The organism is Micromonospora sp. NPDC047738 (assembly GCF_040642675.1).
Classification (GTDB): Bacteria; Actinomycetota; Actinomycetes; order Mycobacteriales; family Micromonosporaceae; genus Micromonospora.
The window spans coordinates 210,853-229,596 of record NZ_JBEYSO010000007.1 but is presented as its reverse complement, the minus strand read 5'-3'; the positions used below and the strand labels follow the sequence as shown (position 1 = coordinate 229,596).

Below are 18,744 nucleotides of genomic sequence, written 5' to 3'. Positions count from 1 at the left end.
GGCACTGGCCTTAGCACTGGCCTTACGCTACGCGCGTCGGGCCGGCGCCCCACCTCTGGTGAGAGGCAGCTCTCGTCGGGTCAGCGGACGCTGCGGGCGAACTGGCGCGCGGCCCAGACCACCCCGGCGACGGCGAGCACCGCGATGATCGTCAGCCCCTGCCAGACCTTGTCGTTGCTCAGGTCACCGGCGAAGAGCGCACGGACCCCGTCGACCGCCCAGGAGAACGGGTTCCAGTTGGCGATGCCCTGGAGCCAGCCGGGGGCCAGGGCGAGCGGCAGCAGGATGCCGGAGAGCAGCAGCACCGGCTGGGCGACGGTGTTCATCAGCGGGGCGAGCGCGTCCTCGCTCTTGACCTTGAGCGCGACGCCGTAGGAGACGGCCGAGGTCATCAGCGCGATCAGGGCCAGCATCAGGTACGCCAGCAGCAGGTAGCCGATGAAGACGCGCAGGTCGAACAGGAGCGCCAGCAGCGTGATGATGATCGCCTGCGCGATCAGCGAGACCACGTCCCGCAGCGAACGGCCGAGCAGCAGGGCGAGCCGGCTGACCGGGGTGACCCGGGACCGTTCGATGACCCCGGCGCGCAGCTCGGCGATCAGGCCGAAGCCCTGGAACAGGCCGCCGAAGATGGCCAGCAGCACCAGCAGGCCGGGGACGAAGATCTTGTACGCCGCGGCCTGGGTCGGCGCGTTCAGCGCCGCCTTGAGCAGCGGGGCGAAGAGCAGCAGGTACATCACCGGCTGGAAGACGCCGACGAAGAGCCAGACCGGGTTGCGGAGCAGCAGCTGGAACTGGCGCTGGAAGATCAGCCAGGTGTCGCGGGCGAATTTCATGACAGCTTCTCCGGTTGGTCAGGACTCGCGCAGCGAGCGGCCGGTCTTGGTGAGGAAGACGTCGTCGAGGCTGGGGCGGTGCAGCTCGATGGAGCGCAGGTCCAGTCCGGCGCCGTCGAGGCGGCGCAGCACCTGCGGGATGGCGGTGGCCCCCTCGTCGACGTAGAGACGCAGGCCACCCTCGTCGACGGTCTCCAGCTTGTTGACGTACGCCTCGGTGTCGAGCAGTTCGGCGGCGCGCGGGGTGGCCGCGGCGTCGAGGCCGACGAGCACCACCTCGCCGGAGATCTCCCGCTTCAGCTCGGCCGGGGTGCCCTCGGCGACCACCTCACCGTGGTCCATGATCGCGATCCGGTCGCAGAGCGCGTCCGCCTCGTCGAGGTAGTGCGTGGTGATGAAGACCGTCATCCCCTCGGCGCGCAGCCGGCGGATCTCGTCCCACATGTGCGCCCGGCTCTGCGGGTCCAGGCCGGTGGTCGGCTCGTCCAGGAAGACGATCTTCGGCTCGTGGATGATGCCGAGCGCGATCTCGACCCGCCGGCGCTGGCCGCCGGAGTAGGTCTTGCACTTGCGGTCCGCGTAGTCGCTGAGCTGGAAGGCGTCCAGGGCGCGGGCGGCGCGGCGGTGCGCCTCGGCCTTGGAGATGCCGTAGAGCCGGGCATGCAGCACCAGCTCCTCGCGGGCGGTGGACTCGTCCCAGGTGCTGCCGCCCTGGGCCACGTAGCCGATCCGGCGGCGCACCTCGGCCGGATCCTTGCGCAGGTCCGCCCCGGCGATGGTGGCCTCGCCACCGTCGGGCTCGATGAGCGTGGCGAGCATCCGCAGCGTGGTGGTCTTGCCGGCGCCGTTCGGGCCGAGGAAGCCGAAGATCTCCCCCTCGGCGACGTCGAGGTTGACGCCCCGAACCGCGTCCACGGTCTTCGTCTCGCGACCCGCGCGGGAGCGGAACGACTTCCGCAGCCCCCTGGTCTCGATCATCTCTGCTCCTGGTCGTCCGGGCCGGACGTGACCGGCCACCGATCGTCCACAGGGAGGACACACCACTCCCCGCGGTTCACGCCGACACTAACGCGATATAGCTCGCGTGGTCAACGTTGATTATTTCGCGTCGTCGTCCCGAGGTGCCGCCCGGTCCTTCCACTCGGACCACTCCGCAGCCTGCTCAATGGAAGCGGGCAGGTACGACACTCCTGACTCGATCCGCTCGGCGATCCGCGCGCACCAGGCCATGTCGGCCTCGGCCCGGGCCAGCCACAGCTCGAACATCCAGCCGACGTGCACCGGCTTCGAGTTGCGCACCCAGTCCGACTCCAGCGAGGCACGCATCGACTCGATGCCGGCCCGGATCAGGTTCGCCCGGTTCCGCAGCGCCGCCGCCGCCTCGTCCCGCGGCATGGCCGGCAGGAAGGAGAAGGCCGCCACGAACGGATCCGGCACCTCGTGGAGCTGCCACCACTGCGCGCGCAGCAGGCTCTCGAACTCGTCCACCCCCTTGGCCGTCACCTCGTACGTGGTGCGGGCCGGACGAGCGCCGACCTGCTCGGTCGACACCGCGCGCAGCAGCCCCTCGTCGGCGAGTTTGCGCAGCGCGTGATAGATCGACCCCGGTTGCACGTTGGCCCACTTGTCCGCGCTCCAGCTCAGCAGCTCACGGCGTACGTCGTAGCCGTGCACCGGCTGCATCCACCTGACCAGACCCAGAATCATCATCCGCGTTGCCGACACCGGACAAGCGTAATAAGCAAATTTGACTAAGGGGCGGTGCGACAGTGCCGCATCCCACACTGAGCGATCGTTAGGGCCGCCAGGCCGGCCGATAAACTCCCGGCATCGACCTCCGGGGAGGAGCCACCAAGGTGCGCAAGGTACTCATCGCCAACCGCGGCGAGATCGCCGTACGCGTCATCCGCGCCTGCCGCGACGCCGGTCTGCGGAGCGTCGCCGTCTACGCGGACTCCGACCGGGACGCCCTGCACGCCACCCTCGCCGACGAGGCGTACGCCCTGGGCGGCGACACCGCGGCGGACAGCTACCTGCGCATCGACAAGCTGATCGACGTGGCGGCCCAGTCCGGCGCCGACGCGGTGCACCCCGGCTACGGCTTCCTCTCGGAGAACGCCGACTTCGCCCAGGCCGTCATCGACGCCGGGCTGACCTGGATCGGGCCGACCCCGCAGGCGATCCGCGACCTCGGTGACAAGGTGACTGCCCGGCACATCGCCCAGCGCGCCGGGGCGCCCCTGGTCCCCGGCACCCCGGACCCGGTCGGCAGCGCCGACGAGGTGATGGCCTTCGCCGTCGACCACGGCCTGCCGGTCGCCATCAAGGCGGCCTTCGGCGGCGGCGGGCGCGGCCTCAAGGTGGCCCGCACCATGGAGGAGATCCCGCACCTGTTCGAGTCGGCCACCCGCGAGGCGGTCGCCGCGTTCGGCCGGGGCGAGTGCTTCGTCGAGCGATACCTGGACCAGCCCCGCCACGTCGAGGCGCAGGTCCTCGCCGACCAGCACGGCAACGTGATCGTGGTGGGCACGCGTGACTGCTCGCTGCAGCGCCGGCACCAGAAGCTGGTCGAGGAGGCCCCCGCGCCGTTCCTCACCGAGGCGCAGCGCACCCAGATCCACGCCAGCGCCAAGGCGATCTGCCGGGAGGCCGGCTACCACGGCGCCGGCACGGTGGAATACCTGGTCGGCACCGACGGCACCATCTCCTTCCTGGAGGTCAACACCCGGCTCCAGGTCGAGCACCCGGTCACCGAGGAGACCGCCGGCATCGACCTGGTCCGCGAGCAGTTCCGCATCGCCGACGGCGAGAAGCTGCGCTTCACCGAGGACCCGACCCCGCGCGGGCACTCGATCGAGTTCCGGATCAACGGCGAGGACCCGGGCCGCAACTTCCTGCCCGCCCCGGGCACCATCACTGCGCTGCGGCTGCCGACCGGTCCGGGCGTCCGGGTGGACACCGGCATCTCGGCCGGCGACGTGATCGGCGGCAACTTCGACTCGCTGCTCGCCAAGGTGATCATCACGGGCGAGACGCGTACCGAGGCGCTGGAGCGGGCCCGCCGGGCGCTGGACGAGATGGTGGTCGAGGGCATGGCCACCGCGCTGCCCTTCCACCGCCTGGTGGTCCGGGACGCGGCGTTCACCGCCGAGCCGTTCACCGTCCACACCCGGTGGATCGAGACCGAGTTCGACAACACCGTGCCGGCCTTCACCGCGCCCGCCGGCACCGTCGAGGGCCCGACCGAGCGCGAGACCGTCGTGGTCGAGGTGGGTGGCAAGCGGCTGGAGGTCAGCCTCCCCGCCGGCCTCGGCGCGGGTACGGCCGCCGCCGCGCCCGCCGCCAAGAAGCCGGCCCGCCGGGGCGGTGGCGCCAAGGCCGGCGCGGCGGTCAGCGGCGACACCCTCACCTCCCCCATGCAGGGCACCATCGTCAAGATCGCCGTCGCGGACGGGGACACCGTTGCCGAGGGCGACCTGGTCGTCGTGCTGGAGGCGATGAAGATGGAGCAGCCGCTGCACGCCCACAAGGCGGGCACGGTCAGCGGCCTCGCCGCCGAGGTGGGCGCGGTCATCACCGCCGGCGCCCCGATCTGCACCATCGCCTGAGCGGCAGGAGGGGCGCCCTCAGCGCGTGGCCCCTCCTCATCGCGCAGCCCGGCCGGCTCAGCGGAGCGCGACGGCCGCCTCCGCGCGGACCGCGTCGGTCAGCGCGCCGAGCACGCGTGACTCCAGCCGCCAGTGCTGCCAGTACAGCGGCACGTCGACGTGCCGTCCCGGGTCGAGGTCGACGCAGGCGCCGTCGGCCAGGTCCGCCTCGGCCAACCGCTCCGGGACCAGCCCCCAGGCGAGGCCGCGCCGGATCGTCTCGCTGAACGCGGGCACCGAGGGCACGTGGTGCACCGGCGGGTCGAGCTCCCGGCCGGTCACCGACCGCAGGAAGCGGTGCTGGACCTGGTCCTTGCGGTCGAAGACGAGCATCGGCGCCGTGGCCAACGCCTCGGCTGTCAGCCCGTCGGGGAACCAGCGGGCGACCAGCGCCGGGGCGGCGAGCGCCCGGTAGCGCATCGCGCCGAGCGGGCGTACCCGGCAGCCCTGGACCGGCTCCCGCTGGGCGGTCACCGCCGCCAGCACCGCACCGTCGCGCAGCAGCTCGGCGGTGTGGTCCTGGTCGTCCTGGCGTACGTCGAAGCAGACGGCCAGCTCGGCCGGCACCCGGGCCAGCGCGGGCACGAACCAGGTGGCCAGCGAGTCGGCGTTGACCACCACCGGGACCCGGATGGGCCCGGCCGTTCCGTCCACCGCCCCGCACGCCTCGGCGAGCGCCTCCCGTTCGAGCAGGGTCAACTGAACGGCCAGCCGGAGCAGCGGTTGGCCCGCGCCGGTCGCCTGACAGGGGCGGCTGCGCCGGACCAGCACCTGCCCGACGACCTCCTCCAGCGCGCGGATCCGCTGGCTCACCGCCGACGGGGTGACGTGCAGGACGCGCGCCGCGCCCTCGAAGCTGCCCTCGCCGACCACCGCGGCCAGGGTGCGGAGTTGGGCGGTGTCGAGTCCTTCCATAAGACAAGCTTACGAAGCATCAGAAAGATTAGTTGGACTGCACAGGCACCGTTCTCTAGCGTCGGACCCGTGCCTGACCTGCTCCCCTCCGCCGCCGCCGGGTTCTCCGTCTCACTCGCGCTGATCGTCGCCATCGGCGCGCAGAACGCCTTCGTGCTCCGTCAGGGGCTACGCCGGGAGCACGTGCTTCCCGTGGTGGTCGCCTGCGCCGCCTCGGACGCTCTGCTCATCGCGGCGGGCATCGCCGGTCTCGGCACGGCCGTGGCGGACCGGCCGGGCCTGCTGACCGCCATCCGCTGGACCGGGGCCGCCTTCCTGCTCGGGTACGCCGTGCTCGCCGCCCGCCGGGCGCTGCGCCCCGGCACCCTCACCCCCACTGATCGCCCGCCGGCCACCCTTCGGGCGACCGTGCTGGCCTGCCTCGCCTTCACCTACCTCAACCCGCACGTCTACCTCGACACCGTGCTGCTCCTCGGCGGCGTGGCCCAGCAGTACGAGCAGCGCTGGGCGTTCGGCGGCGGCGCGGCGCTGGCCAGCGTGGTCTGGTTCACCGCGCTCGGCGGCGCGGCGCACCGACTGGCGCCGCTGCTCGCGCGTACCGCCGCCTGGCGGGTGCTGGACGGCGCGGTCGCCGTCGTGATGACCGTGATCGCCGCGGCGCTGCTGCTCGGCTGACCCCGCCACCCGGCCGACCGGGGGTGTTTTCCGTGACCATCGCGAGCACGGACGGGTGCTGGCGGGAATGATGTTCCGGTGCGGTTCCTTCATGGCGCGGTCCCCGCGCACGACCTGACCTACAACGACGTCTTCATGGCGCCCAACCGTTCCGAGGTGGGTTCCCGGCTGGACGTCGACCTGGCCACGGCCGACGGCACCGGCACCACCATTCCGCTGGTGGTGGCGAACATGACGGCGGTCGCCGGCCGGCGGATGGCCGAGACGGTGGCCCGGCGCGGCGCCATCGCGGTGATCCCCCAGGACATCCCGATCGAGGTGGTGGCCAACGTCATCGCCTGGGTCAAGCAACGGCACCTGGTGCACGACACGGCGATCACCCTCGGCCCCACCGAGACCGTCGGCGACGCGATCCACCTGCTGCCGAAGCGCGCACACGGCGCGGTGATCGTGGTCGACGAGGCCGGCCGCCCGGTCGGCGTGGTCACCGAGGCGGACACCGTGGGCGTCGACCGCTTCGCCCAGCTCCGGCACGTGATGTCGACCGAACTGCACACCGTGCCGGCCGACGCGGACCCGCGTACCGGTTTCGACCGGCTCTCCGCGGGCCGGCGCCGGCTCGCCCCCGTGGTGGACGCCGAGGGACGGCTGGTCGGCGTGCTGACCCGGCAGGGCGCGCTGCGCGCCACGCTCTACAAGCCGGCGGTGGACGACCGCGGCCGGCTACGGATCGCGGCGGCGGTGGGGATCAACGGCGACGTGACCGGCAAGGCCGCCGCGCTGCTGGAGGCCGGGGTGGACACCCTCGTGGTGGACACCGCGCACGGCCACCAGGAGCGGATGATCTCCGCGCTGCGGGCGGTCCGCAAGCTCGACCCGGCGGTTCCCGTCGCGGCCGGCAACGTGGTCACCGCCGACGGCGTACGGGACCTGATCGAGGCGGGCGCCGACATCGTGAAGGTCGGCGTCGGACCGGGCGCGATGTGCACCACCCGGATGATGACCGGCGTCGGCCGGCCGCAGTTCTCGGCGGTGCTCGACTGCGCCGCGGCGGCGCGCAGGCTGGGCCGGCACGTCTGGGCCGACGGCGGCGTACGCCACCCGCGGGACGTGGCGCTGGCCCTGGCGGCGGGCGCCTCGAACGTGATGATCGGTTCCTGGTTCGCCGGCACCTACGAGTCCCCGGGCGACCTCTACACCGAAGCCGACGGCCGGCGCTACAAGGAGAGCTTCGGCATGGCGTCGGCCCGGGCGGTCAGCGCCCGGACCGGCGAGGACAGCGCGTACGACCGGGCCCGGAAGGCGATCTTCGAGGAGGGCATCTCCTCGGCCCGGATGTACCTCGACCCGGAGCGGCCGGGCGTGGAGGACCTGATCGACGAGATCATCTCCGGAGTCCGCAGCTCCTTCACCTACGCCGGCGCCCGCAACCTGGAGGAGTTCCACGAGCGCGCCCTGGTCGGCGTGCAGAGCGCCGCCGGCTACACCGAGGGCATGCCGCTGCCGACGAGCTGGTAACTCCCCGCCGGATCCGCAGTTGATCAAGAGGTTTACGTCGCCGGAAGCCCAGGGGCCGACGCAAACCTCTTGATCAACGACTGCGGGCCGCGCCTCCGGTGGGGTTACTCGAAGAGGCGGCGGATCACCGACCGGGCGGCGGATTCCGGGTCCGGGCCGGCGTTGGGCGGCAGCGCGCCGGCCAGCCAGAGGGTGACGAAGCCGTGCCCGATCGACCACGCGGCGAGCGCGTCCCGCTCCGGGTCGGCGGCGGGCGTGGCCAGGACGGCGACCCGACCGCGCAGTGCCACCCCGGCCCGGGGAAATTAGTTTGGGACCTGACGATCCGGGGGCTAATCTAGCGCCCGTGAACACGGGACCGATCGTCCGCTTCCCCGACGCGCTGCAGCACGCGCCGCTCGGCCGGCTGATCTCGATCGCCGGCCACGTGGTCGAGCAGCACTGGGGGCGCTACCTTGCCGAGCACCACGGGCTCACCTCCGCCGGCATGCGGGTGCTGCTCATCCTGCTCCGAGCCGGCGACAGCAGCCACCGGGAAATGGCCGAACGATGCTTCGTCCGACCGGCCACGCTCACCGGCATCGTCGACACACTCGAACGCGACGGTTTCGTCGCGCGGCAGCGGGACCCGAACGACCGGCGCAGCGTCCAGCTCACCCTGACCGACAAGGGCCGGAAGCAGGCCCTCGCCATCATCGACCTCATCCACAGCGACCGCCCGCTCACCTCGGTCGACGCCGACCCCGCGAAGAAGGCGGTGGTGCGGGAATTTCTCACGGAAATCATCACGACCATGTCCGATGGGGACCTTCGCCGGTTGAACCGGGACAGCGAACCCAACACCGAGAACCCATCGGGGAGCCATCCGTGCTGATCCGCCTGCTCCGCACGCACCTGCGCCCGTACCGGCGGTTGCTGGCCGCGGTGGTGGCGTTCCAGTTCGTCGGCACGATGGCTTCGCTCTACCTGCCGAGCCTCAACGCCGACATCATCGACCGTGGCGTGGCCCTGGGCGACACCGACCAGATCATGCGTACGGGCGGCTGGATGCTGCTCGTCAGCCTGCTTCAGATCGCCTGCTCGATCATCGCCGTGTATCTCGGCGCGAAGACCGCGATGGGGTTCGGCCGGGACGTCCGGGCCGGCATCTTCCGCCACGTCAACCGCTTCTCGGCCCGCGAGGTGGCCCGGTTCGGCGCCCCCTCGCTGATCACCCGGAACACCAACGACGTGCAGCAGGTGCAGATGCTCGTGCTGCTGAGCTGCACCATGCTGGTCGCCGCGCCGATCATGAGCGTCGGCGGCGTGGTCATGGCGCTGCGCGAGGACGTCGGGCTCTCCTGGCTGATGCTGGTCTGCGTGCCGGTCCTGGCGATCGCGCTGGGCCTGATCATCCGGCGGATGGTGCCGGGCTTCCGGCTCATGCAGACCCGGATCGACACGGTCAACCGGGTGCTGCGCGAGCAGATCAGCGGCATCCGGGTGGTCCGGGCGTTCGTCCGCGAGCCGTACGAGACGAAGCGGTTCGGCACCGCGAACGCCGACCTCACCGCCACCGCCCTGCGCGTCGGCCGGCTCCAGGCGCTGATCTTCCCGGTGGTCATGCTGGTGCTGAACGTCTCCAGCGTCGCGGTGCTCTGGTTCGGCGCGGAGCGGGTCGACGCCGGGCAGATCCAGATCGGCGCGCTGACCGCCTTCCTGCAGTACCTCATGCAGATCCTGATGGCGGTCATGATGGCCACCTTCATGCTGATGATGGTGCCGCGCGCGGCGGTGTGCGCCGAGCGGATCGTCGAGGTGCTGGACACCGAATCGTCGGTGACACCGCCGGCCGAGCCGATGCTCGCGATGACCAGGCCCGCCGAGCTGGAACTGCGCCGGGTCGGCTTCCAGTACCCGGGGGCGAGCGCGCCGGTGCTGCACGACGTCTCGTTCCGGGCCAGCCCCGGCCGGACCACGGCCATCATCGGGTCCACCGGCGCCGGCAAGAGCACCCTGCTCTCGCTCATCCCCCGGCTGGTCGACCCCACCGACGGCGCGGTGCTGGTCGACGGGATGGACGTGCGGCTGATGGAACTGGACGAGGTGTGGCGCCGGATCGGGCTGGTGCCGCAGCGGCCGTACCTGTTCACCGGCACGGTCGCCAGCAACCTGCGGTACGGCAACCCGGACGCCACCGACGCCGAACTCTGGGCGGCGCTGGAGATCGCCCAGGCCCGGGACTTCGTCGCGGAGATGCCGGGCGGGCTGGACGCGCCGATCGCGCAGGGCGGCACGAACGTCTCCGGCGGCCAGCGGCAGCGGCTGGCGATCGCCCGGGCGCTGGTCCGCAAGCCGGAGATCTACCTCTTCGACGACTCGTTCTCGGCGCTCGACCTCGGCACCGACGCCCGGCTGCGGGCCGCGCTGAAGCCGGTCACCGCGGACGCGGCGGTGGTGATCGTGGCCCAACGGGTCTCCACGATCGTCGACGCCGATCAGATCATCGTGCTCGAGGACGGGGGCGTCGTCGGGATGGGACGACACGAGGAACTACTGCACACCTGCCCGACCTACGCCGAGATCGTGGCGTCCCAGCAGACGGCGGAGGTGACGGCATGAGCGAGCGCAGCGAGCGAATCAGCCAGCTCAGTGCCACCGGTCAGGGCGGCGCCGAGCGGAGCGAGGTGAGGGCATGACCGCCGTACCCGAGCAGAAGCCGGCCGCCGGCGGCCAGGGCCCCAATGGCCAGGGACCCAACGGGCAGGGCCCCCACGGGCAGGGCCCCCACGGGCAGGGCCCGGGCGGAATGGGCCCTGGCGGGCCCGGGCCCGGCGGGAAGGGCCCCGGCGGCAAGGGCCCCGGCGGGCCGCCGAACCGGCTGCCCCCGGCGGGGCGGCGCCCCGGCGGCGGCCCGCCGTGGATGGGTGCCGCCATGCCGGCGGAGAAGTCGATGAACTTCGGGCCCTCAGCCCGGCGGCTGCTGGGTCGCCTGCGGCCGCACCGCCTGCAGCTGGCGGCGATCATCACCCTGGCGCTGGCGAGCGTCGGGGCGAGCGTGGTCGGTCCGAAGATCCTCGGCCACGCCACCGACCTGATCTTCAGCGGGGTGATGGGCCGCCAGATCCCCGCCAGCCTCACCACGGAGCAGGCGGTGGCCGCGGCCCGGGCGGCCGGCCACGACAACTACGCCGACATGCTGGCCCGGATGGACGTGGTGCCCGGGGCAGGCATCGACTTCACCGCGCTGGGCCGCACGCTCACGCTGGCGCTCGCCCTCTACCTGGGCGCCAGCCTGCTGATGTGGTGGCAGGGCTGGCTGCTCAACGGGGTGGTGCAGCGGACCGTGCTGCGGCTGCGCGCCGACGTGGCGGAGAAACTCAACCGGCTGCCGCTGCCCTACTTCGACCGGCAGCCCCGGGGCGAGCTGCTCAGTCGGGTCACCAATGACATCGACAACATCTCGCAGACCCTGTCGCAGACGCTCAGCCAGTTGCTCAGCGCACTGCTGACCGTGGTCGGCGTACTGGCGATGATGTTCTGGATCTCGCCGCTGCTGGCCCTGGTCGCCCTGGTGGCGGTGCCGCTGTCGGTGATCGTCACGCAGCAGATCGCCAAGCGCTCGCAGCGCAGGTTCATCGCCCAGTGGCGGCACACCGGTGAGCTGAACGGCCTGATCGAGGAGGCGTACACCGGTCACGAGCTGGTCAAGGTCTTCGGCCGGCAGCGCGAGGTGCAGGCCGACTTCGAGGCCAAGAACGACGAGCTGTTCAAAGCCAGCTTCGGGGCCCAGTTCATCTCCGGGATCATCATGCCGGCGATGATGTTCGTCGGGAACCTCAGCTACGTCGCGATCGCCGTGGTCGGCGGGCTGCGGGTGGCCTCCGGGTCGATGAGCCTCGGCGACGTGCAGGCGTTCATCCAGTACTCGCGGCAGTTCACCCAGCCGCTCACCCAGGTCGCCTCGATGGCGAACCTGCTCCAGTCCGGGGTGGCCTCCGCCGAACGGGTCTTCGAGGTGCTCGACGCCGAGGAGCAGGCCCCCGACCGGGCCCTACCGGCCCGGGTCACCGGCCGGGTCGAGTTCGAGCACGTCTCCTTCCGGTACGACCCGGACAAGCCGCTGATCGACGACCTGTCGCTGGTCGCCGAGCCCGGTCACACGGTGGCCATCGTCGGCCCGACCGGCGCCGGCAAGACCACCCTGGTCAACCTGATCATGCGGTTCTACGAGCTGGACGCCGGCCGGATCACCCTCGACGGGATGGACATCACCGCGATGCCCCGGGAGCAGCTGCGCAGCCGGATCGGCATGGTGCTCCAGGACACCTGGCTCTTCGGCGGCACCATCCGGGACAACATCGCGTACGGGCGGCCGGAAGCCACCGAGGAGGAGATCCTGGCGGCGGCCCGGGCCACCTTCGTGGACCGGTTCGTCCGCAGCCTCCCCGACGGGTACGACACCGTGATCGACGAGGAGGGCAGCAACGTCAGCGCCGGTGAGAAGCAGCTCATCACCATCGCCCGGGCGTTCCTCGCCGAGCCGTCGCTGCTGATCCTGGACGAGGCGACCAGCTCGGTGGACACCCGGACGGAGGTGCTGCTCCAGCGGGCCATGGCGGCGCTGCGCTCGGACCGGACCAGCTTCGTCATCGCGCACCGGCTCTCCACCATCCGTGACGCGGACCTGATCCTGATGATGGAGAACGGCCGGATCGTCGAGCAGGGCGCGCACGACCAACTCCTCGCCGCCGACGGGGCGTACGCCCGGCTGTACCGGTCGCAGTTCAGCGGCGCCGCGGTCGATGACGAGGGGCCGGTCCCGGCCGGCGCGCCGGCCCGGAGCTGACGGTGGACGGATCAGCCGGCCCGGGTCCGGCCCCCGCCGCGAGGCGGGGGCCGGCCGGCCGGGCGTCAGGCCCCGGGCAGCAGGTCGGCCGACCGGGCGGCGACCACCCTCCCGATCAACCCCAGCGCTTGGGGCACCGGCATCGGGTCGAGCCCGCGGCCGTCGCGCAGCCGCAGGGACACCGACCCGTCGGCCGCCTCCCGGGGACCGACCACCCCGAGGTACGGCACCTTCCGGCGGGCCGCGTCGCGGATCCGGGCACCCAGCGAGCCGGCGTGGTCGACCTCGACGCGGAGGCCGTCCGCCTCGGCCCGCCGGGCCAGGTCGCCGACGGCGTCCGCCTGGCCGTCGTCCACCGGGAGCAGCACCAGTTGCACCGGCGCGTACCAGGCCGGGAAGGCGCCGGCGTGCACCTCGATCAGGTACGCGAAGAGCCGTTCCATGCTGCCGACCAGGCTCCGGTGCACCATCACCGGCCGCTTGCGGCTGCCGTCCGCGTCGGTGTACGACAGCTCGAACCGCTCCGGCTTGTCGAAGTCGAGCTGGATGGTGGAGATGGTCGACTCCCGGCCGGCCGCGTCGACGACCTGGATGTCGATCTTCGGGCCGTAGAAGGCCGCCTCGCCGGGCCCCTCGGTGAAGTCCACCCCGTCGAGCGCGGCGCGGAGCAGCTCCTCGGCCCGCACCCACTGGGCATCGTCGCCGACGTACTTCTCCCCCGGCCCGCGCAGCGACAGCCGGAACCCGGCCGGCCGGACGCCGAGCGCGGCGTGCGCCTCGCCGATCAGCCGCAGGATCTCGCGTACCTCGTCGCCGACCTGGTCCAAGGCGCAGAAGTTGTGCGCGTCGTTGAGCGAGATGGCGCGGACCCGGGAGAGCCCGCCGAGCACCCCGGAGCGCTCCGCCCGGTACATCCCGCCCAGCTCGGCGACGCGCAGCGGCAACTCCCGGTAGGAGCGACCCCGTGCCCGGAAGACCAGCGCGTGGTGCGGGCAGAGCGCCGGCCGGAGCACGAACTCGTCGTCGGCGGACAGCCGCATCGGCGGGAACATGTCGTCGGCGAAGTAGCCGAGATGCCCGGACAGCTCGAACAGCTCCCGTTTGCCCAGCGGCGGGGAGTAGACGTGCCGGTAGCCGGCCCGGCGCTCCAGGTCCCGCACGTACTCCTCGACGGCGTGCCGGGCGGCAGCGCCGGCCGGCAGCCAGATGGGCAGCCCGGCCCCCGACAGGGGATCGGAGACGAACAGCTCCAGCTCCCGGCCGAGCCTGCGGTGGTCGATCATGTCGCCCTCCTTGATCGGGTACGACCCGGAGGCGAGCTGGCCCGGAACGCCGCGAGGCCCCGGGGCGGTTCGCCCCGGGGCCTCGTCGACGGATACGTCAGTGCGGCGCGCCGGGGATTCCCGGCGTCGTGGTCACCACCGCGCTGCGCATGCGGCGACCGTACGCGCGACGGGTCGGTTCGCGCATCCGGATTTAGCGCCCGCGCGGACTGGGCGATGACGGCGAGGCGCGGCGCCGCCCCGCCACGCGAGCTCTGCGGGGAGCGGGGGCGGGTCGCCGGCACGGGACCTGCCGGCGACCCGCGACGGCCCGGACGCCGGAAACGGGGGATCCGACGTCCACGCGGCCGCGTCCCGACAACGGTACGCCGGTGACCGCCGATCCGCCGCCCGCCGGGGTGGCCAGCGCCACGCCGGGGAAGCGTCACATTCGCCGGCCCCGAATCGTTGTCCACGGGTGGCCCTGTCGTGCCACGGGTCACCACCGGTCCGGGCACCCCGGCGTGACGCGGGACATGCCGTCAGGCTCGGTGCGATCGAACGGGGGAATCCGGCGAGGTGGCGATCTTGCCCGAACTCATCGCTGACGTCGCATCGCCGACGTGGGCGTACGCCGTGCTGTTGGGGTTGCTGATCGCCGACGCCTTCGTGCCGGTCGTGCCGACCCAGGTCGTCATGATCACCACCGGCGCGCTGACCGTGTACGGCGGGCTCAGCCTGCCGCTCACCATCACCGTCGGCGCGCTCGGCGTCATCGCCGGCGATCTCGCCTGCTACCTGCTCGGCCGGACCGCACCGGACCGCCGGGCACCCCGACACGCGATGCCCAGCCGGGCCCGCCGGGCCGTGGCCCGGGCCACCCGCGGGCTGCGCGAGCCGGGACCACTGGTGATCCTGCTCTGCCGCTTCGTGCCGGGCGGCCGGATGGCCGCCTGCTTCTCGGCCGGGCGCAGCCGCTACCCCTACCGACTCTTCCTGCTCTACGAGACCTTGGCGGCGACGGGCTGGGCGACGTACGGCAGCCTGGTCGGGCATCTGGGCGGCCGGGCGCTGACCGAGTCGGCGTGGCGGCTCGTGGTGATCGGCGGGGTGGCGGCGGCCGGGTTCGCGGCGGCCGGCTGGGCGATGAGCGCGATCAGCGCCCGCCACACCCGGACGGAGGCCGAGGCCAAAGTTCGGGTCGGGATCGACTGACCTGCCCATCCCCTGGTCGATCGCCTCAAGGGCAGCGCCTTTCACCGCCCGGATCGGCAACATCCACCTCAACGTCGCCTGACCCGTGAGCCGCAGCCGGTAGGGGAGTTCCCGGGGATCGAAGTGGGTGTCCATCCCGGATCCGTTTCGGGTGGCCTCGGCGACAGGCTGGGGCATGCTCGAAAACCGGAGACGCGCCCTGTTGGCCCTCGGCGGGATCGCCCTTGCGGCGGTGCTCGCCGTACTCGGTCACCTCGAGGTGAACGACGATCTGAGCCCCTGGTCGCTGACCGTCAGCGACTTCGCCGTCTCCGACCGGGGCGGCGCGATCGACGTGGCCATGGCGGTGCTCGCCGCCGCGACGGCGGTGCTGATCCCGGCCCTCTGGCGTACCGGATCGGGGACGGACCCCAGCGGGTCGCGGCGAGCGGGTGGCGGACGGGCGCCGACCGGCGGCGGGCCACCCGCCCGGCCGGGTCGGCTGCCGCAGGTGGCCGGGATGTTGCTGGCCGCCTGGACCGCCGGCCTGGTCACCTCCGCCGTGGTACCCACCAACGAGCCCGGCCTGCCCATGGACACCGCGGCCTACCTGCACCGGTACGCCTCGGTGGTCGCCTTCCTCGCCCTGCCGGTCGCCGGCTGGCTGCTCGCCGGGCACCTGGGCGGTCGCGCCGCCGGCTGGCTGCGGGCGCTCACCCTGGCCAGCCTGCTGCTGGCCGGGGCGATGATCTGGTCCGCCTACCCGGGCGAGCGGATGCTGATCGGGCTCGCCGAGCGTCTGCTCATCGTCGCCGAGGTCGCCCTGCTCAGCGTGGTCGCGGTGGCACTGGCCCGCCGCCCGGCCGGCCGCGTCGCCGAGGCCGTCCCGGAAACGGCGGCGGCGCCCACGCCCTTGACCTCAAGGGAGCTTCAACTCTTAGCGTCCGATTGACGGGTCGACGGCGGCCGGTCGGACGAGGAGGCGGAAATGATCCTGGTGACGGGGGCGACCGGCACAGTCGGTCGGGAGGTGGTGTCGCTGCTGCTCGCGCGAGGCGAACAGGTCCGGGCGGTGAGCCGCGACCCGTCCCGGGCGGACCTGCCGGCCGGGGTCGAGGTGGTGGCCGCCGACCTCGGCGACCCCGCCTCGCTCACGCCCCACCTGACCGGCGTCGAGGCGGTCTTCCTGATCTGGCCGTTCACCGACCCGGCCGTGGCCCGGCGGGCCGCCCCCGAGGTCGCCCGGACGATCGCCGAGCACGCGTCCCGGATCGTCTACCTCTCCGCCCCGGGCGCCGCTGACCAGCCGGCGTCGTTCTGGGCGGAGGTCGAACGGGCGGTCGAGGCGTCCGGCGCGGCATGGACCTTCCTCCGGCCGGTCGGCTTCGCCGCCAACACGCTGATGTGGGCCGACCAGATCCGCGCCGGCGACGTGGTGCGCTGGCCGTACGGGGGCGCGGCCCGGTCACTGATCCACGAGCGGGACCTGGCCGAGGTGGCCGTGGCGGCGTTGACCTCGGACGGCCACGCCGGCGCCCGGTACCTGCTCAGCGGTCCGGCGACGCTGACCCAGGAGGACCAGGTACGCGCCATCGGCCGGGCGGTCGGCCGGGAGCTGCGCTGGTCGGAGATGCCGGTCGGCGAGGCACGGCAGATGCTCTCCGCCGCCTTCGGCGACCCGGCCTTCGCCGACGCCGCGCTGGCCGGCTGGGCCGCCTTCGTCGCCCGCCCCGAACAGGTCACCGACACGGTACGGCGGCTGACCGGCCACCCCGCCCGCACGTACGCCGAGTGGGCCGCCGACCACGCCGCCGCCTTCCGCTGATGCGTCCTCGGGCCGGTCGCCCCGGCCGGCCCGAGGACGCGGCGGGTCACTCCAGTTCGTGCAGCATGAGCTGGCGGGCCGCCTCGGTGATCGAGCCCGACAGCGAGGGATAGATGGTGATGGTCTGGGCCAGCTCGTTGACGGTGAGGTTGTTCTCCACCGCCATGGTGATCGGCAGGATCAGTTCGCTGGCCTTCGGCGCCACCACCACTCCGCCGATCACCTGGCCGCTGGCCGGGCGGCAGAAGAGCTTGACGAAGCCGTCGGCGAGGTCGTCCATCTTCGCCCGGGCGTTGCCGGCGAGCGGCAGCATCACCTGACGGGCCGGGACCTTGCCGGCGTCCACCTCGTTCTGCGAGACGCCGACGGTGGCCAACTCCGGGTCGGTGAAGACGTTCGCGGCGACGGTACGCAGCCGCAGCGGGCGGACCGCCTCGCCGAGCGCGTGCCACATGGCGATCCGGCCCTGCATGGCGGCGACGCTGGCCAGCGGCAGCACCCCGGTGCAGTCACCGGCGGCGTAGATGCCGGGCACGTTGGTCCGGGAGACCCGGTCGACGGTGACGTAGCCGCCCCTGGCCAGCTCGACGCCGTACTCGGCGAGGCCCAGGTTGGCGGTGTTGGGCACCGAGCCGACCGCGATCAGCGCGTGGCTGCCGGACACCTTGCGGCCGTCGGAGAGCTCGACCTCCACGCCGTCGCCGGTCCGGCGGACCGCCTCGGCACGCGAGTTGTTGAGGATGCTCATGCCCCGGTTGCGGAACACCCGCTCGATCGCCATCGCCGCGTCGGCGTCCTCGTGCGGCATGACCCGGTCCCGGCTGGAGACCAGGGTGACCTCGACGCCCATCGCCAGGTAGGCGCTGGCGAACTCGGCGCCGGTCACGCCGGAGCCGACCACGATCAGGTGCTCCGGCAGCTCCGGCAGGTCGTACACCTGGCGCCAGGTCAGGATGCGCTCCCCGTCGGGGACGGCGGTGGGGAGCTGGCGCGGCGTGGCGCCGGTGGCGATCAGGACGGTGGACGCGGCGATCGAGTACTCCTCGTCACCGCCGGCCGGGGTGACGATCACCCGGTGGGTGTGACCGAGCGTGTCCTCGCCCAGCCGGGCGGTGCCGGCGACGAACTCCACCCCGGCCTTGACCAGCTTGGCGTGGATGTCGGCGGACTGGGCCAGGGCGAGCCGCTTCACCCGCTCGTGCACCGCCCGGGCGTCGACGGTGACCGCCTCCAGCCCGTCCGAGTGCACCCCGAACTCCTCGGTGTCCCGGTAGCCGGTCACCACCTCGGAGCTGGCGATGAAGGTCTTCGACGGGACGCAGTCGGAGAGCACGCAGGCGCCGCCGGCCCCCTCCGCCTCGACCACGGTGACATCAGCGTCCAGCTGGGCGGCGACCAGCGCCGCCTCGTACCCGGCCGGCCCCCCGCCGATGATCACGATCTGGCTCACAGCGCTCGCCCCTCGTCCGTGCTCACAGTGACTTTCTTCTCCCCATCGCGCTCGACACGCACCGTCGTATTCTCCCCCACCCGCCGACCGGGCTATCGTCATCGCCGTGCGTCTGTACGCCGCTTACGGCTCAAACCTGGACCCCGCCCGCATGCGCGCCTACTGCCCGCATTCGCCGATGGTGGGTACCGGCTGGCTGGAGGGGTGGCGGCTCACCTTCGCGGGCGAGGGCGTCATCGGCTGGGAGGGCTCGGTCAGCACGGTGGTCGAGTCCCCGGGTGACCGGGTCTTCGTGGCGCTCTACGACATCCACCCGTACGACGCCGCGCAGCTCGACGAGATCGAGGGCGTGACCGCCGGTACGTACCGGAAGCTCACCGTCCGCGTCTCCACGCTGGACGGGGACGTGACCGCGTGGGTCTACGTCTTCGACGGCTACGAGGGCGGCCTGCCGACGTCGTGGTATCTGTCGGAGATCGCGAACGCGGCGGAGAAGGCGGGCGCGCCGGACGACTACGTCACCGAGCTGCGGTCCCGCCCCACCGGCACCGCGTCGGCCTAGAGGCTCTCCCACGCGTCCAGTCTCCCCCGGCC

At 72.6% G+C, this 18,744-nt stretch carries 16 protein-coding genes and 1 pseudogene; 10 read left to right on the top strand and 7 right to left on the bottom strand.

Features of this window, described 5'->3' with window-relative positions:
* Positions 1-80: 80 nt before the first annotated feature.
* The 3 genes from ABZ783_RS14570 to ABZ783_RS14560 form a co-directional block, all read right to left on the bottom strand.
* Positions 81-836, bottom strand: coding sequence for an ABC transporter permease (locus ABZ783_RS14570; RefSeq protein WP_073839888.1), 756 nt, complete (start codon positions 834-836; stop codon positions 81-83).
* Between the two features lie 18 nt (positions 837-854).
* Positions 855-1,814: an ATP-binding cassette domain-containing protein gene (locus ABZ783_RS14565; protein ID WP_357437667.1), complete on the bottom strand. Its 960-nt coding sequence runs from the start codon at positions 1,812-1,814 to the stop codon at positions 855-857.
* A gap of 120 nt (positions 1,815-1,934) precedes the next feature.
* Entirely contained in the window at positions 1,935-2,546 is a 612-nt protein-coding gene (locus ABZ783_RS14560) for a PadR family transcriptional regulator (protein WP_357437906.1), read from the bottom strand.
* Positions 2,547-2,692: 146 nt separating this feature from the next.
* Here ABZ783_RS14560 and ABZ783_RS14555 point away from each other — a divergent pair, with 146 nt between their 5' ends.
* A complete protein-coding gene (locus tag ABZ783_RS14555; protein WP_357437665.1) occupies positions 2,693-4,444 on the top strand; it encodes a biotin carboxylase N-terminal domain-containing protein in 1,752 nt (583 codons plus the stop codon).
* A 57-nt stretch (positions 4,445-4,501) separates the two neighbouring features.
* Here ABZ783_RS14555 and ABZ783_RS14550 read toward each other — a convergent pair whose 3' ends face one another.
* Entirely contained in the window at positions 4,502-5,398 is an 897-nt protein-coding gene (locus ABZ783_RS14550) for a LysR family transcriptional regulator ArgP (protein WP_357437662.1), read from the bottom strand.
* A 78-nt stretch (positions 5,399-5,476) separates the two neighbouring features.
* On the opposite strand from ABZ783_RS14550, the gene ABZ783_RS14545 reads away from it, so the two are divergent.
* Entirely contained in the window at positions 5,477-6,073 is a 597-nt protein-coding gene (locus tag ABZ783_RS14545; protein WP_357437903.1) for a LysE/ArgO family amino acid transporter, read from the top strand.
* A gap of 78 nt (positions 6,074-6,151) precedes the next feature.
* Positions 6,152-7,591, top strand: coding sequence for a GuaB1 family IMP dehydrogenase-related protein (locus tag ABZ783_RS14540; RefSeq protein ID WP_357437660.1), 1,440 nt, complete (start codon positions 6,152-6,154; stop codon positions 7,589-7,591).
* A gap of 104 nt (positions 7,592-7,695) precedes the next feature.
* On the opposite strand, the pseudogene ABZ783_RS14535 reads toward ABZ783_RS14540, so the two are convergent.
* Positions 7,696-7,836 (bottom strand): annotated as a pseudogene (locus ABZ783_RS14535) (WHG domain-containing protein); the annotation flags it as partial.
* A 101-nt stretch (positions 7,837-7,937) separates the two neighbouring features.
* Between ABZ783_RS14535 and ABZ783_RS14530 the strand changes: the two are divergent.
* From ABZ783_RS14530 to ABZ783_RS14520, 3 genes are all read left to right on the top strand, one after another.
* Positions 7,938-8,465: a MarR family transcriptional regulator gene (locus tag ABZ783_RS14530; RefSeq protein WP_357437657.1), complete on the top strand. Its 528-nt coding sequence runs from the start codon at positions 7,938-7,940 to the stop codon at positions 8,463-8,465.
* Entirely contained in the window at positions 8,459-10,192 is a 1,734-nt protein-coding gene (locus ABZ783_RS14525) for an ABC transporter ATP-binding protein (protein WP_357437654.1), read from the top strand. The genes ABZ783_RS14530 and ABZ783_RS14525 overlap by 7 nt, the downstream gene beginning before the upstream one ends.
* A gap of 301 nt (positions 10,193-10,493) precedes the next feature.
* A complete protein-coding gene (locus ABZ783_RS14520; RefSeq protein WP_357437900.1) occupies positions 10,494-12,419 on the top strand; it encodes an ABC transporter ATP-binding protein in 1,926 nt (641 codons plus the stop codon).
* Between the two features lie 65 nt (positions 12,420-12,484).
* On the opposite strand, the gene thrS is transcribed toward ABZ783_RS14520, so the two are convergent.
* Positions 12,485-13,702: a threonine--tRNA ligase gene (gene thrS, locus ABZ783_RS14515; RefSeq protein WP_357437651.1), complete on the bottom strand. Its 1,218-nt coding sequence runs from the start codon at positions 13,700-13,702 to the stop codon at positions 12,485-12,487.
* A gap of 567 nt (positions 13,703-14,269) precedes the next feature.
* Here thrS and ABZ783_RS14510 point away from each other — a divergent pair.
* From ABZ783_RS14510 to ABZ783_RS14500, 3 genes are all read left to right on the top strand, one after another.
* Complete coding sequence (locus tag ABZ783_RS14510) at positions 14,270-14,896, top strand: VTT domain-containing protein (RefSeq protein WP_357437648.1); 627 nt, start codon at positions 14,270-14,272, stop codon at positions 14,894-14,896.
* 175 nt (positions 14,897-15,071) lie between these two features.
* On the top strand, positions 15,072-15,827 hold the full coding sequence (locus ABZ783_RS14505) for a DUF998 domain-containing protein (RefSeq protein WP_357437645.1): 756 nt from the start codon (positions 15,072-15,074) through the stop codon (positions 15,825-15,827).
* Positions 15,828-15,863: 36 nt separating this feature from the next.
* Positions 15,864-16,700, top strand: a complete 837-nt coding sequence (locus tag ABZ783_RS14500; RefSeq protein ID WP_357437642.1) for an NAD(P)H-binding protein — start codon at positions 15,864-15,866, stop codon at positions 16,698-16,700.
* A 46-nt stretch (positions 16,701-16,746) separates the two neighbouring features.
* Here ABZ783_RS14500 and ABZ783_RS14495 read toward each other — a convergent pair whose 3' ends face one another.
* A complete protein-coding gene (locus ABZ783_RS14495) occupies positions 16,747-18,150 on the bottom strand; it encodes an NAD(P)H-quinone dehydrogenase (RefSeq protein WP_357437639.1) in 1,404 nt (467 codons plus the stop codon).
* A 106-nt stretch (positions 18,151-18,256) separates the two neighbouring features.
* Here ABZ783_RS14495 and ABZ783_RS14490 point away from each other — a divergent pair, with 106 nt between their 5' ends.
* Entirely contained in the window at positions 18,257-18,712 is a 456-nt protein-coding gene (locus ABZ783_RS14490) for a gamma-glutamylcyclotransferase (RefSeq protein ID WP_357437637.1), read from the top strand.
* Positions 18,713-18,744 lie beyond the last annotated feature (32 nt).

What these genes read in the sequence shown, in the direction of transcription:
- ABZ783_RS14570 (WP_073839888.1), bottom strand. Translation starts at nt 836, where the DNA reads ATGAAATTCGCCCGCGACACCTGGCTGATCTTCCAGCGCCAGTTCCAG.
- ABZ783_RS14565 (WP_357437667.1), bottom strand. Translation starts at nt 1,814, where the DNA reads ATGATCGAGACCAGGGGGCTGCGGAAGTCGTTCCGCTCCCGCGCGGGT.
- ABZ783_RS14560 (WP_357437906.1), bottom strand. Translation starts at nt 2,546, where the DNA reads ATGATGATTCTGGGTCTGGTCAGGTGGATGCAGCCGGTGCACGGCTAC.
- ABZ783_RS14550 (WP_357437662.1), bottom strand. Translation starts at nt 5,398, where the DNA reads ATGGAAGGACTCGACACCGCCCAACTCCGCACCCTGGCCGCGGTGGTC.
- ABZ783_RS14520 (WP_357437900.1), top strand. Translation starts at nt 10,494, where the DNA reads ATGGGTGCCGCCATGCCGGCGGAGAAGTCGATGAACTTCGGGCCCTCA.
- thrS (WP_357437651.1), bottom strand. Translation starts at nt 13,702, where the DNA reads ATGATCGACCACCGCAGGCTCGGCCGGGAGCTGGAGCTGTTCGTCTCC.
- ABZ783_RS14505 (WP_357437645.1), top strand. Translation starts at nt 15,072, where the DNA reads ATGCTCGAAAACCGGAGACGCGCCCTGTTGGCCCTCGGCGGGATCGCC.
- ABZ783_RS14500 (WP_357437642.1), top strand. Translation starts at nt 15,864, where the DNA reads ATGATCCTGGTGACGGGGGCGACCGGCACAGTCGGTCGGGAGGTGGTG.